This window comes from Haliea salexigens DSM 19537, from assembly GCF_000423125.1.
GTDB classification, from domain to species: Bacteria; Pseudomonadota; Gammaproteobacteria; order Pseudomonadales; family Halieaceae; genus Haliea; species Haliea salexigens.
The window spans coordinates 206,234-219,545 of sequence record NZ_AUHJ01000003.1 but is presented as its reverse complement, the minus strand read 5'-3'; the positions used below and the strand labels follow the sequence as shown (position 1 = coordinate 219,545).

Below are 13,312 nucleotides of genomic sequence, written 5' to 3'. Positions count from 1 at the left end.
CTCCGGGCTCTAAACAGTGTCGTGTTGTGTCAGTAGCCACACAGTGTCGCGTAGCGGTCTTTGTGGAAGCCGGTATCGCCGAATATCTGCATGGCCGTGCGTGCGCGCTTGAGGAAGAAACCGATTTCCAGCTCATCGGTCACACCGATGCCTCCGTGCATTTGCACAGCTTCATTGGTGGCAAGCTTGGCCAGTTCATTCAGATTGGCCTTGGCCAGACTGGCCATCAGCGCCAGCTGCCGGGGCTGCTCATCCACGGTAGCCAGAGCCTGCAACACAACAGACTGCGCCAGCTCCAGCTCGGTCTGCAGGCGCGCCGCGCGGTGCTGCAGGGCCTGGAAGCTGCCAATGGGTACGCCAAACTGCACTCTCTCCTTGAGCCATGCCACGGTACGTGCGAAAACTTCCTCAACGCTCCCCAGCATCTCCGCGGCCATGGCGATTCGGCCACGATCAAGCACGTCCTCCAGCCATGACCCGGCTTCGCCGACGTTACCGATCACCTGCGCGCTGGAAATGGCGACATCGGTAAAGCGGATATTGGCTGCATTCCGGCTGTCGGCCATGACGGTGCGCTCGATGGCAACACCGGCTGTGTCGCGCGGCACCATAACCACCGAGAGGCCGTCGCGGGCGGCGGGTTCACCGCTGCTGCGGGCCACCACCAGCAGGGTATCTGCCGAGTGGCCGTCGAGCACAAATACCTTTTCTCCGTTGAGCGCAAAACCATCGCCCACCGTTTCCAGCCGCGTGCCTATATGCTGGGGTCGATGGTGCGCTGATTCCTCCAGCGCGAGGGCCAACGTGACCTCACCCGCTGCGACCTGGGGCAGATACTCGGCTTTCTGGTCCGTGCTGCCGCCGAGCAACAGGGCCGATGCGCCCACAACCGCGGTGGCGAACAGCGGGCTCGCCGTCAGTGTGCGGCCGCTCTCCTGCAGTACTACGCCGAGGCCACTGAAGCCGAAGTCGAGGCCGCCAAAGTCCTCCGGCAGGATCACGCTGGCCCAGCCCAGCTCGGCCATTTGCTGCCATAGCGTGGCGTCGTAACCCAGTGGGTCGCGGCTGTCACGCAGCGCGCGCAGTGCGCTCACCGGTGCCTGCTTTTGCAGAAACTCGCGTGCGGTCTCGGCCAGCAAACGCTGCTCTTCATTCAATACCAGTGCCATGCTGTACTCCTCAGGACTCGGTCGCGGCTTTCGGTGCCTGCGGCAGTTGCAGGACGTGGTTGGCGATGACATTCAACTGCACCTCACTGGTGCCGCCGGCAATGGTCATGGCCTTGGACATGGCCCAGAGCCGCGTTGTGTCGAGCTCTTCCGTGGTGAATCCGGGCGCTTCCCAGCCCAGGGCGCGCGTTCCCATGATTGCCAGCAGCAGCTCGTTTTTGTCTTTCACGGCTTCGGTACCGAGGTACTTCATCGCCAGGCCGACACTTCCCTTGATGCCTGCAGCGCGCTCTTCAAAGCTGCGCATGTGGGTCAGGCCGATGGCGTGCATACGCATTTCGTAGTCGGCGAGGTCGCTGCGCAGTTGGTTGTCGGCGATGCGCCCGGCGCTGAATTCGAGGTAGCGCCGCGCGGCCTCGACGGGCGCGATTTCCTGGCGTGGGGAGTCGCCGCCAATTTCCGCCATCAGTTTGCGCTCGTGCACCAGCAGCGCTTTGGCGACCGACCAACCGTGATTCAGTTCGCCGACCAGGTTGCTCTTGGGCACGCGCACATTGTCGAAGAACGTCTGGCAGAACTCCGACTCGCCGCTGATCAGTTCAATGGGTGTCGTGCTGACGCCGGGGCTTGCCATGTCGATCAAGAGGAAGCTGATGCCTTCCTGTTTTTTTACATGGGGATTGGTACGCACCAGGCAGAAAATCCAGTCCGAGCGGTCTGCGCCAGTCGTCCAGATCTTGCTGCCATTGACCAGGAAGTGGTCGCCCTGGTCTTCGGCGCGGGTTTGCAGGCTGGCGAGGTCAGAGCCGGCAGCCGGTTCAGAGTAGCCCTGGCACCAGCGGAATTCGCCGTTGACGATAGCGCGCAGGTGTTGCTGCTTCTGCTCTTCGCTACCGTATTCGAGCAGTGCCGGGCCGAGCATCCACAGCCCCAGGCTGTAGAGGGGCGTGCGCGCCTTGATGCGCTTCATCTCTTCTTTCAACACCCGTCCCTGCTGCGGGGTCAGGCCGCCGCCGCCATAGGCCTCTGGCCATTCCGGCGCCGTCCAGCCGCGGTCGCGCATGCGCTCAAACCAGACCCTGGCATCTTCGCTGGCAAAGCTGCCACGGCGGCCGCCCCAGTACTGTTCTTCGGGCGTATTGGGCAGCCGCTGTGAAGCCGGACAATTGGCTTCCAGCCACTGCCGCGTCTCTTCTCTGAACTGGTCCAGGTCTTCCACGCTGTATCTCCTGTATGACGGCCGTGCGCGCTTTCCCTGCGGGGCGCGCTTCGAGTGTGCCAAGGGTAATGACCGGGCGGCCATAAGCAACGATTGACCGCGCAAGGGAGGTCTAGATACGGAGCTGGTATAGAGCAGCAAACCCTGTTCGGATGTGCAATCTCGGCGGCTGAGTTCAGTGCTGCGTACCGCGCGAATTGACGCTTCTGCCACCTCTGGTACATGCTCGCCGGCTGATTATCGATAACGAGGACAGACGATGCAGCGTTTCAGTAACAGGGTGGTCATGGTCACGGGTGCCGGCAGTGGAATTGGACGTGCCGCCGCGGTGCGTATCGCCGCCGAGGGAGGCAGCGTGTACTGCGTGGATATCAGCCAGCCGGGGCTGGATGAAACGGTGGCGAGCATCGAGGCGGCCGGCGGTGAGGCTACAGCACGGTGCTGTGATGTCGCGGATGAAACCCAGGTCAAGGAAACGGTCGCGGCCTGTGTGGCGCACTACGGAAGCCTCTACGCGTTGGTCAATATGGCGGGCATTCTACGTTTCGACGACACAGACGCGATCGCTGTTGAGGCCTTCCAGCGAGTCATTGCGGTGAACCTTACCGGTACGCTGCTATTGTGTCGGGAAGTGCTGCCACATCTTATGGAAACGAAGGGCAGTATTGTCAACGCTGCTTCTACAGCGGCTCTCACGGGTTTGCCGTGCGGAGCGGCTTATTCTGCCAGCAAGGGTGGCGTTCTGGCGATGACGCGCAGTATTGCGGTGGAATTCGCCAAGCGCGGTGTGCGTGCCAACTGCGTGTGTCCAGGGGATATCAACAGCGGCATGACCACCGGGATTGAGTGGCCACCCAACATGGACTTCGAGCTGATTGCACGCATCACCTCCCTGTCCGGAGCCAAGGATGCGGAGGTGATGGCCGGTGTCATTGCCATGCTCGCCTCTGAAGATGCGGTACATATCACCGGTGAAGACATCCGGGTCGACGGTGGTATGTTGTCCTGATACGTCACTGTGCGCAGCCCGCCCCTTCCCCGGGGGCGTTGCTGCGTTTAGTCTGAATCACTCAACTCGACGCTGACATCGCGCTGCTCGTCGCCTCGGCGCAGCGAAATGGTGATCGTGTCGCCAGGTGTGTGCTGCTCGATCAGGCTCAGGTAGTCGTCGTTGCTGCGCACGGCTTTGCCATCGACGGCGGTGATGATGTCACCCAGGAGGATTTCGCCACGGGCATTGCGGTAGGCGCCGCGTATGCCCGCACGATCCGCCGGCAAGCCGGGGAATACGCGCACAACTGGCAGCCCCTCGATGCGGTAGCGGCGTATCCAGCGGTCGCTCGCAAGCTCCAGGCCCAGGCTGGGCCGCTGGATGCGACCGTAGCTGATCAGCTGTGGCACGACCTCCCTGACCGTATTCACGGGAATGGCAAAGCCGATGCCCGCGCTGGCGCCGCTGGGACTGTAGATTGCCGTATTCACGCCGACCAGTTGACCCAGGGAGTTCAGGAGAGGGCCTCCCGAGTTGCCCGGGTTGATGGCGGCATCCGTTTGAATCACGCCGCGGATGGTGCGGTTGCCCGGGGCACGGATCTCGCGCCCCAGCGCACTGACGACACCAGTGGTGAGGGTGGTATCCAGACCGAAGGGGTTGCCGATCGCGAGCACTTTACGCCCGACACTGAGTTCCGATGAGTCGCCCAGCGGCAGCGTGATCAGGCCCGCCGGCGGGTTCTGGATACGCAGCACCGCGAGATCCTTCTCCGGCGCCACACCGATGACCTCGGCATCGAACTCACTGCGGTCCTGCAGGGTGACTGTCAAGCGGTGAGCCCCGGCGATGACGTGAAAATTGGTCACGATCAGGCCGCTTGGATCCCAGACGAAACCCGTTCCCGAACCACGCGGTATCTCGTGTACGTTAAGCGAAAACAGGTCGCGTCGCAGCGCCTTGTTGGTCACGAACACGACCGCCGGACTCGCCTTGCTGAAAATTTCCGTGCTGTTGGCTTCGTCCTCGGTGGCGAAACTCAGGTAGTCCACATTCGCCGCAAGGGCTACGGGCCACAGCAGTGCCAGCGCCAACGCGGCCCACCACTGTTTCACAGCTGTCCCCCTTTATCCTCGGTGAAAGCTGTCTGGAAGGCGCGAATGCGCTGTGCATTGGCGCCGATATCACCCACCCCGACGCGGGAAACGGAACGCAGGTCGACAACGCTGCCCTCGGCAGTAGAGCGAATGCGTACCGCAACATCGTCCTTGAAACCCATGATGGCGGTGGTGTCGACCGCTTCGAAACGCCAGGCATCAGGGTCCTGCCAGACGACCTCCCAGCCCAGCTGTTCGGCGATGGCAAGGGCGTGACGGTAGGCGTTGCGCGCACTGCGCTCGCTGCGCAGGGATTGCAGATCCGGGTAGGCTTCCTGTTGTGCGCCCAGGCTGTCGGGTTTGATGTCCAGCGAATTGCTCTCCGGCCCACGCAGTGTGGCAGCGTGAGAGAAGGTCGGCGGGTCACTCAAGTCCGTGGTGATGTCGTGAATGGCGGGGTAGTCGCCGCGCCCTGCCGCGAGGGAGAGGAACAGCAGGGTGCCGGGCAGTGCGCAGGCGATGCCGAGCAGCAGTTGCTTGCGTTGCGACCGGTAGCGCGGCAGTACGCACAGTAGCGCCAGTATCAGGGCCGACACGGTCGCCAGTAAACAGGCCAGCGCGTACAGCAGCAGTCCCTGCTGCCACAGGCCGGCGCGCACGACCAGTACCGCCACGGGCAATGCCAGCAGAAGCAGTGCCGTGAATATGAGCAGCCAGGCGGGCAGGCGGGGAGAGCGTTGAGAGGCGGTCATGGTGAGCTCCAGGCGAGTCGTGGTGGGGGATGAGAATACTATTACGAGCGGTGTTGTGCGAGGCCCGCAATCGGTTCAACAGAGCAGCCATGCATCCCTGTTTTTCACGCGGCGCATTGAGCTTCGCAGGGGCATTTGCTTAACTCCAGCGCTCACAGTTTTAGCAGGCCCACAAGGGGCGAAGGAGCAGCAGTATGGGACGAGTCGCCGGAAAAGTCGCCATTGTCACGGGTGCCGCCAGTGGCATGGGCAAGGCGGATGCCATTTTGCTGGCCGCGGAAGGCGCGTCGGTGGTTGTCGCCGATCTGAATGAAGCTGACGGTCAGGCCGTTGCCGACAGCATCGGCGAGCAAGCCCGATTCATGCGCCTGGATGTGTCAGACGAGGACAACTGGCGTCAGGTTATTGCCGATACCCTGAAGGTGTTCGGGCGCCTGGACATTCTGGTTAACAACGCCGGTATGTTGACCATCGCCTCGATTGTGGACACCGATCTGGCCATGTTCCGCAAGGTGCAGTCGGTCAACAGTGAGGGTGTTTTTCTCGGCTGCAAACACGCCATTCCCGCCATGGAGCAAAGCGGTGGCGGTTCCATCGTCAACATGTCGTCGGTGGCGGCCATTCAGGGCATTTCTTTTGCCGCAGCTTACAGCGCCAGCAAGGGTGCTGTGCGCTCCATCACCAAATCCATTGCCATGTACTGCAAGGAGCGGGGTAACGGTATTCGCTGCAACTCGATTCACCCCGATGGGGTGCGCACGCCCATGGTGATCAAGGCGGCCACCGGCAAGGATTCCGCCTCCGAGGAGGAGCTGGCGTCGCTGAAGGATGCTGACATGTGCAACCCCGAGGATATCGCCCAGATGGTGCTCTATCTCGCTGCGGATGAGTCCTGGTTCGTCAACGGTACCGAGATGTTGATCGACAATTGCTCCACCATTACGCCACCGGTTGGCTTGTCCTAGGAGGTTTCATGGAGAAAGTACAGTATTGCCTGTGGCGTGTGGCCGCAGTGGGAGAAGATGCGTTTCGTGCGGGACTGCTGGCAGACCTGGTGCCGGCATTGCAGCGTTTGGAGTCTGTGCGTGGATTGCGTCTGGCAGTAGTGGATTCCGCTGTGGCGCCTGCAGCGGACAAACGCCTCGCCAGTGGCGGCCCCTTGCCGGACGCGCTGCTTTCAGTCTGGCTCGACGATGCCTGGCGCAGGCCGCAACCAGCGGCACTGGTACCCGAGCTGGTTGCCCGCAGCCACGCGTGGCTGGTGGCCGAGGCCGAGCCGATTGTCAACGACACGCATCCGCCGGGCGCTGACGCGCGGGTGACCGGCTTCTGCCAGGTTGCCCTGCTGCAGCGTCCTCCCCGGTTGACGGTGCCTGAGTGGCTCAATATCTGGAAAGGCAGCCACTGGCAGGTGGCCATCGATACCCAGTCTACCTTCGGGTACCGTCAGAATCTGGTGGTCTGTGCCCTCGATGAGGGTGGCCCGACGCTGGACGCGATCGTCGAGGAAGACTTCCCCGCCGACGCCATGACATCCGCGCACAGCTTCTACGCCGCGCAGGACGACGCGACGCTGGAGGCAAACCAGAATGCCATGATGGAAAGTTGTGCGCGCTTCATCGACTTCGACAGGATCGACGTGGTGCCGATGAGCGCGTACTGGTTCAGCCCTGCTGCAGGGCCCTGATACGATCCTCCAGCGGCGGATGTGAACGGAAGAGGGCGGAGAAACCCTCCTTCATCTGCTCGCTGATGCCAAAGGCGGTCAGCTCGCCCGGCAGGTCCTGGGGCAGGCCCTGCTCGGCACGCAGGCGCTGCAGGGCTGCCACCATCGCGCCGCCACCGGCCAGCCTTGCGCCGGCGGCATCCGCACGGTATTCGCGCCAGCGCGAGAACCAGAACACGATCATGCTGGCGAGGAAGCCCAACACCAGTTCCGCAACGATCGTGACCACGTAATAGCCAATGCCGTAACCGCGCTCCGTCTTGAAAATGACGCGGTCCACGGTGTGGCCGATAATGCGCGCCAGAAACATGACGAAGGTGTTGACCACGCCCTGGATCAGGGTGAGTGTCACCATATCGCCGTTGGCTACGTGGCCGATTTCGTGTGCCATGACAGCGCGCACCTCAGCGGGCTGGAAGCGCTCCAGCATGCCGCTGGAAACCGCGACCAGTGCCGCGTTGCGGTTCCAGCCGGTGGCAAAGGCATTGGCTGCCTCCGAGGGGAAAACCCCCACTTCGGGCATGCCGATGCCGGCCTCTTCGGCGAGCTCCCGCACGGTATCGAGCAGCCACTGCTCGTCTCGATTGCGTGGCTGTTCGATGATGTGGGTTCCGGTGCCCCGCTTGGCCAGCCACTTGGAGAGAAACAGCGAAATAAGTGAGCCGCCGAACCCGAACAGGGCGCAGAAGATCAGCAGCGGACCCAGGTTCAGGTCAACGCCGTTCGCGGCAAGAATGCCCTCAAGGCCCAGCAGATTGAAAATAATGCTGACCAGTACCAGTACCGCGATGTTTGTGGCAAGGAAGAGCAGGATTCTCATGGTCGTTGTTTCACCTCGTGGTGGTTGTTTCAGCCCCGATTTGACCGGTAGCTGATGGATTCTGTTCCGTCTCTGTGAGTAAATCCTGCTCCGCGTCCGGCAGCGGGTGATGGCTGGCTTCTATGGCCGGTTCGCCGCGCTCATCGGTTTGCGCCGCCACGACTTCCCCGCGCAGTGCCACATCCTTGCTGCTGAGCTCGAACAGCAGGTTGACGCCTTCATCGTGATGCTTCAGGCGCGCCACCTGACGGGCGTCGCGACCGTCTACCCAGCTTTTGCTTTTGCCCCAGTAGTGGCCAAGCTGATTGCGGACGACAAATACCTCACTCATGGCTCTCGGGCTCCTCTTAACCGTGTGCGGCGCGCAGTGTAAAGAGTCGTCACGATGTACACCAGCCTGCATTGCGCCGTCTGTTTTACCCCAGCAGGAAGTCTTTGGCTTCGTTCACCTTGGCGGCAAGGTAGTGGTTGCCGCCGCGGTCTGGATGCAGTTTTTGCATCAGGCTGCGGTGCGCGGCAACAATATCATCATCCGTGGCCTCATCGCCGAGGCCTAGAATAGCCAGCGCTTCGCTACGGCTGAGTCCGCTCTGGCTGTGGGGCGGCGGCTTGGAGCTCTGCTGACCAAAATCAGTCTCGCCCGGGAAGCGCTGCTGCAGGTAGCTGTCCAGAAGTTGTACAGAATCACTGTCTTCCTGCCGGCAATACTGCAGTAGGGTTTCCAGTTGCGTGCGATCCAGTTCATCGAGTCGCCAGTCCTTGAACGGGCCGGTCAGCACCTCGCCACTGAGCTTGCCGCTGTCATGGTCCAGATGCATACGCAGCACGGCGCTGTCTACAGTGGATTGTCGGCCCTGCCCCGCGCTTGCCGATGAGTTGCGCAGTGAAGAGAGCATCGGGAACAGCCGTATCAGCAGGGGCAGTAGCTGCCTGCCGGCCACCAGCAGGCCGGTGAGCGCAGCGCCGACCCAATGCATGCGCCCGGTTAGCGTAAGAAATAAAACGACAATAGCGACTGCCGCCAGCCCGAGCTTGATGTACTGTGCCTTGCGCTTGTGGGGTGGCAGCGATCGCGCGCGGACATAGAGGATGTAAAGGACTGCGGCAATGGCCAGCAGGAGCAGAAGTCTCGGCACGTAGGCCCTCAGGGTTTCAACTGTTGAAGCAGCAGTCTAGCACCTTGGCCGGGGTGATTCTCCAGCGCTTCGCGGCCACCCGAGGCATAGCAGGCCACGGCGCCAAGCAGATCTGCCAAGGTGTTCGCACTGTGCTGATCGAAACGCGCCCAGGCCCCGCCACTTACGCGCGCCATGGACTGAAAGGTTTTCTGCACAGCGGGGTCGCGACCTTCCTGGAACAGAAACAGCGGGAGCTTGCGCAGGCCGCACTGTCCCGCGAGCTGGCAGACATCATCTGCCGGCTCTTCCAGCGCATCGCCAATAAATACCAGGCCGCGGATGGGATTTTCCTGGTGTACGGTGAGGGCGTGACGCAGCAGGCGTCTGATTTGCGTGTGACCGCCCTGGCAGCGCACACGCGCCATTTGTTGCGCCAGGGCGTCGCTGTCAGTCAGCCACGGACTCGCCTTGAATTCCTGGAAACCACGGTAATAGCACAGCTGGATACTGATCGCGGCAAGCTTGCTGGCACTGTGGAACATGGCGGCCTGTCGGTCGCGCGCCATGGCCCAGGTGGGCTCGCGGCTGGCGGTGGCGTCGATGGCGAAGACAAGCCGTGGCTGTCGTTGCGCAAACACCGCCACGGCCTTGGCGGTGCCGAGAAAAGCCTGGATGTCTTGTGAACTGGAGTTTTGCGCAGGAGGTTTCGCCATGGCGGAGGCTGCGTCAGTGCCGCGGGTCGAGCTTGCCCAGGCGTTCCAGCTCAGTGAGATAAGTGCGCCGTTCGGCCAGTTCCGCAACGGCGCTGCGCAGGCTGCCCTCGTCCAGTTGCGGCTGTTGTTCCTTCCCAGAGACAAGTCGCCACAGTTTGCGGCTACACAGTGCCCCCGGGTTGAATGTTTCGTTGTGTGTATTCATTTTGCAGTCCTTGTTCTTCCCAGTCAGACCCGGCGTCTACACTTTGGTTCACTGCGCCGGGGTGCTTCTGCCTGCACGTTAGGGCAAAAGTGTGACAGTACAGTGGCAGCGCTGCGGGAATGCCGTTCGGGCAGCTTACACCCGCTACACCAGAAACGGGAAGGGCAGTACACTGGGCTTTCTGTCAGGTAGAGGTGAACCGCATGAGTCTGTTTGATATTCGCAAGAAACACGCATTGCCCGATGCCGGGTCTGCCTTGCCGGGCCGCAGCGAAGCCATGCCTGTGCCCGCTGCGCACTTCGTCAACGGCCACCCGCTACAAGGGCCTTTCCCTGCGCCGTTGCAGCAGGCTGTATTCGGCATGGGCTGCTTCTGGGGCGTAGAACGCTTGTTCTGGCAATTGCCCGGTGTGTACACCACTGCAGCGGGCTATGCCGGCGGCCATACGCCCAACCCCGCTTATCAAGAAGTGTGCAGCGGTGGTACCGGGCACACCGAGGTTGTGCTGGTGGTGTTTGATCCCGCGCAGGTCAGCTATGCCGAGCTCCTGCAGCGCTTCTGGGAGGGCCACGACCCCACGCAGGGCATGCGGCAGGGCAATGACCGGGGCACACAATATCGCTCCGCCATTTACACCTACGGCAACGAGCAGCAGGCACAGGCGCTGGCGAGCAGGGATGACTTCCAGCGGGCACTGGAGCAGTCCGGCTACGGTGCGATCACCACCGAGATATCTCCGGCGCCCCCGTTTTATTACGCCGAAGAGTACCACCAGCAGTACCTGGCGAAGAATCCGGGTGGCTACTGTGGCCTGGGTGGTACGGGGGTAAGCTGTCCGGTTGGCGTGCACGCCGGGCGCGAAACCTGAAACGTGAGGGGCGGTGCCCCAAGCCTGCCACACTGCCCCGATCGCGGTATTTTGTCGCCTTGTCGGCGCGACGCAAAGCTTGCTTTAATCCAGACTAATCGCTGTTAGTATGAGCGATCGCGCGATAATGATAATCATAATAGTGAGGTGCAATAGATGTTGATGGTGAAGCAGAAAACGTCTCGGATATCTGTTCTGTCACTGGCCGTGGCGGCCGCCTGCTCGGCGGCTGTTCCCAACTCCGTGCTCGCCCAGGGCATGGTGCTTGAGGAGGTGGTTGTGACAGCGCGCAAGCGCGCCGAGAGCCTGCAGGAAACGCCGCTGGCGGTGACCGCGCTGGATGCCACGGCCCTGCGCGAGGCGGGCGTACGCAACCTTGCCGACCTCAACACGCTGGCGCCCAATATCGACGTGGTCGAAGCCAACGGCTCGGCACCGCTGGCGAGCGTGTACATTCGCGGTGTCGGCCAGCGCAACACGGGGGAGAACATCGACTCCGGCGTGGGGATTTATATCGACGATGTTTACCTCGGCCGACCGGATGGCGCGCTGCTGGACCTGAACGACATACAGTCCGTGCAGGTGCTGCGTGGCCCCCAGGGCACCCTGTTTGGCAAAAACACCACCGGTGGCGCGCTGGTGTTTACCACCAATAAGCCGGTGGAGGATTTTGAAGGTTCGGTGGGCCTGCGGGTGGGTAATTACGACCGCCTGGATACGGAGTTTGTGCTCAACGTACCGCTGACCGATTCAGTCTGGACCCGCCTTTCAGGCGTGACCCGCAAGCGCGATGGCCAGATTGAAAATCTCTTCGACGGCGAAGATTACATGGATGAGGATCGTCAGAGCCTGATCTGGCAGACCCGCTGGACAGCCACGGAAGACCTGGTGCTCGACCTGAACCTGAACTGGGCCGACACGGATCAGAAAATGCGCCCGCAGAAATGCGTCAACGTTGAAGGTGCCAACGGCTGGCAGGCGGCCCTGTTCAACGCCATCGCGATTGGTCCCGCCACGGGCCGCACGTTGGCTGATTTCTGTGAGGACGCAGCGCAGGCCGGTGGCGGCGATCCGCGCACTGTGATCTCCGACCTCGGCGGTGACTACAAGGCCGAGAACCGCGGGGCGTCCCTGGTGGCGGAGTGGGCCATCAATCCGGACCTTTCTCTCAAGAGCATCAGTGCCTATCGCTTCACCGAAGCGTCACAGAATGATGAGCTCGATCATACGGGTATACCGTTTCTGCACCGCACCAATACGGTACACCCGCAGGGTGGTGCCGGAGAAAGCGACCAGTACAGCCAGGAGTTCCAGCTCATCGGCAGTGCCTTCGATGATCGCATGCAGTATGTCACCGGGCTGTTCTGGTATCAGGAAGAGAGCGGCGGGCGGCAGAGCATCAGTTTCCTGGGTCCGTTCGATCCGGCGATCGCTAACCTGTTCTTTCTCAATATTTCACCCAGCAGCCTGACCGCGAAGAACGATGCCGTCGCTGCTTATGCGCAGGTGGAGTGGGAGTTCACGCCGCAGTGGCGCACCACGCTCGGGCTGCGCTACACCGATGAAAGCCGCGACCTGCGGGTACAGGACTACGCGATAGACACCAGTACGCTGGATGCCAACGGCGGCGCGGCAATCCCGGTGGGAGGCGGTCTTTTCGTGGTGCAGCGCCCCGGGTTCGAGTACAACCCGGCTTTTATTCTCGATGAGAGTGACGTGCGCCAGCGCAAGATCTCCAACAGCGATGTCACCCCCATGGCCAGCATTCAGTATCTGATCGGGGAGAGTGAGTGGCTGGATCAGGGCAGCCTGTATCTCACCTACAGCGAGGGCTTCCTGTCCGGGGGGCTGTCCGAGTCGCCCACCGGCGAGCTCGAGCCTTTCGAGCCGGAGGAAGTGCAGAATATCGAGCTGGGTTTCAAACTGGACCTGCTCGATCGCCGGTTGCGGCTCAACGGCGCGCTATTTTATAGCGACTACACCAACCGCCAGTTGACCACGCTGGTCATCAACCCGGAGGTGAACTCGCCGTCACCTGCCACCATCAACGCGGCAGATTCGACTATCAAGGGGTTTGAACTGGAAACCACCTGGTTGGCGACCGACAGGTTGATTATCGGCTTTAACGCGACCTTCACGGATGGTGAAATCAAGGAGTTCATGGACACGCAGATCACCATTGCTGACACTGCACAGCCACCGGCCGCGAACTGCGTGCGCGCCGACCTCAGCCTGATACAGGTCGATTCCTGCCCCAACGACCGTTCCAGTGAAAACCTGCCACGCCTGCCCGAGCAGAGCTACCTGCTGTCAGCGCAGTACGCACTGGATACCGCCTGGGGCACCTTCCTGCCGCGCATCCAGGCCAGCTGGAAGTTCGATATGGAGTTCTGTTTCGATGCGCTGAGCTGTACCACCGGCCTCTGGTTTGAGGATGAACAGTTCGAACTCAGTGCCCGGCTCGGCTGGACTTCAATTGATGAACGCTGGAGCGCTTCGCTCTACGGCACCAACCTCACCGACGAGGACTACATCAACGGGGGTATCGCCCTGGTGGAATCCTCCGGTACCGGTGGTTTTGCGGTGGCGCCGCCACGCATGTACGGGGCTGAAATCCAGTACCGGTTCTAGGC

At 61.8% G+C, this 13,312-nt stretch carries 14 protein-coding genes; 5 read left to right on the top strand and 9 right to left on the bottom strand.

Annotated features, from left to right (window positions below; genetic code table 11):
* Positions 1-29: 29 nt before the first annotated feature.
* Both G533_RS0105270 and G533_RS0105265 read right to left on the bottom strand, forming a co-directional pair.
* The gene (locus G533_RS0105270; protein WP_027949065.1) at positions 30-1,169 is read right to left on the bottom strand and encodes an acyl-CoA dehydrogenase family protein; all 1,140 of its coding nucleotides are present in this window, start codon (positions 1,167-1,169) and stop codon (positions 30-32) included.
* Between the two features lie 10 nt (positions 1,170-1,179).
* Positions 1,180-2,388 carry an acyl-CoA dehydrogenase family protein gene (locus G533_RS0105265; RefSeq protein ID WP_027949064.1) on the bottom strand — a complete coding sequence of 403 codons (1,209 nt, stop codon included), beginning with the start codon at positions 2,386-2,388 and terminating at the stop codon, positions 1,180-1,182.
* A gap of 259 nt (positions 2,389-2,647) precedes the next feature.
* Between G533_RS0105265 and G533_RS0105260 the strand changes: the two genes are divergently transcribed.
* On the top strand, positions 2,648-3,397 hold the full coding sequence (locus G533_RS0105260; RefSeq protein WP_027949063.1) for an SDR family NAD(P)-dependent oxidoreductase: 750 nt from the start codon (positions 2,648-2,650) through the stop codon (positions 3,395-3,397).
* Positions 3,398-3,444: 47 nt separating this feature from the next.
* Here the strand turns inward: G533_RS0105260 and G533_RS0105255 are convergent, their stop codons facing one another.
* Both G533_RS0105255 and G533_RS0105250 read right to left on the bottom strand, forming a co-directional pair.
* Entirely contained in the window at positions 3,445-4,494 is a 1,050-nt protein-coding gene (locus G533_RS0105255; RefSeq protein ID WP_027949062.1) for a S1C family serine protease, read from the bottom strand.
* Positions 4,491-5,228, bottom strand: coding sequence for a DUF1499 domain-containing protein (locus tag G533_RS0105250; protein WP_035526534.1), 738 nt, complete (start codon positions 5,226-5,228; stop codon positions 4,491-4,493). The genes G533_RS0105255 and G533_RS0105250 overlap by 4 nt, the downstream gene beginning before the upstream one ends.
* 194 nt (positions 5,229-5,422) lie before the next feature.
* Here G533_RS0105250 and G533_RS0105245 point away from each other — a divergent pair, with 194 nt between their 5' ends.
* Complete coding sequence (locus tag G533_RS0105245; protein ID WP_027949060.1) at positions 5,423-6,193, top strand: glucose 1-dehydrogenase; 771 nt, start codon at positions 5,423-5,425, stop codon at positions 6,191-6,193.
* 8 nt (positions 6,194-6,201) lie between these two features.
* Complete coding sequence (locus tag G533_RS0105240; RefSeq protein WP_027949059.1) at positions 6,202-6,915, top strand: EthD domain-containing protein; 714 nt, start codon at positions 6,202-6,204, stop codon at positions 6,913-6,915.
* Here G533_RS0105240 and htpX read toward each other — a convergent pair.
* The 5 genes from htpX to G533_RS0105215 form a co-directional block, all read right to left on the bottom strand.
* Positions 6,893-7,774 (bottom strand): protease HtpX, encoded by an 882-nt coding sequence (htpX, locus tag G533_RS0105235; RefSeq protein WP_027949058.1) that lies wholly within the window; start codon positions 7,772-7,774, stop codon positions 6,893-6,895. The two genes, G533_RS0105240 and htpX, sit on opposite strands and share 23 nt — an antisense overlap.
* A gap of 10 nt (positions 7,775-7,784) precedes the next feature.
* A complete protein-coding gene (locus G533_RS0105230; RefSeq protein WP_027949057.1) occupies positions 7,785-8,105 on the bottom strand; it encodes a hypothetical protein in 321 nt (106 codons plus the stop codon).
* Between the two features lie 85 nt (positions 8,106-8,190).
* Positions 8,191-8,910: a J domain-containing protein gene (locus G533_RS0105225; protein WP_027949056.1), complete on the bottom strand. Its 720-nt coding sequence runs from the start codon at positions 8,908-8,910 to the stop codon at positions 8,191-8,193.
* 8 nt (positions 8,911-8,918) lie between these two features.
* Positions 8,919-9,605, bottom strand: coding sequence for a hypothetical protein (locus tag G533_RS0105220; RefSeq protein ID WP_027949055.1), 687 nt, complete (start codon positions 9,603-9,605; stop codon positions 8,919-8,921).
* A gap of 13 nt (positions 9,606-9,618) precedes the next feature.
* Positions 9,619-9,810, bottom strand: a complete 192-nt coding sequence (locus tag G533_RS0105215) for a hypothetical protein (protein WP_027949054.1) — start codon at positions 9,808-9,810, stop codon at positions 9,619-9,621.
* 203 nt (positions 9,811-10,013) lie between these two features.
* On the opposite strand from G533_RS0105215, the gene msrA reads away from it, so the two are divergent.
* The gene (gene msrA, locus G533_RS0105210) at positions 10,014-10,679 is read left to right on the top strand and encodes a peptide-methionine (S)-S-oxide reductase MsrA (protein ID WP_027949053.1); all 666 of its coding nucleotides are present in this window, start codon (positions 10,014-10,016) and stop codon (positions 10,677-10,679) included.
* A gap of 156 nt (positions 10,680-10,835) precedes the next feature.
* On the top strand, positions 10,836-13,310 hold the full coding sequence (locus G533_RS0105205) for a TonB-dependent receptor (protein WP_027949052.1): 2,475 nt from the start codon (positions 10,836-10,838) through the stop codon (positions 13,308-13,310).
* The last annotated feature ends 2 nt before the right edge of the window (positions 13,311-13,312 follow it).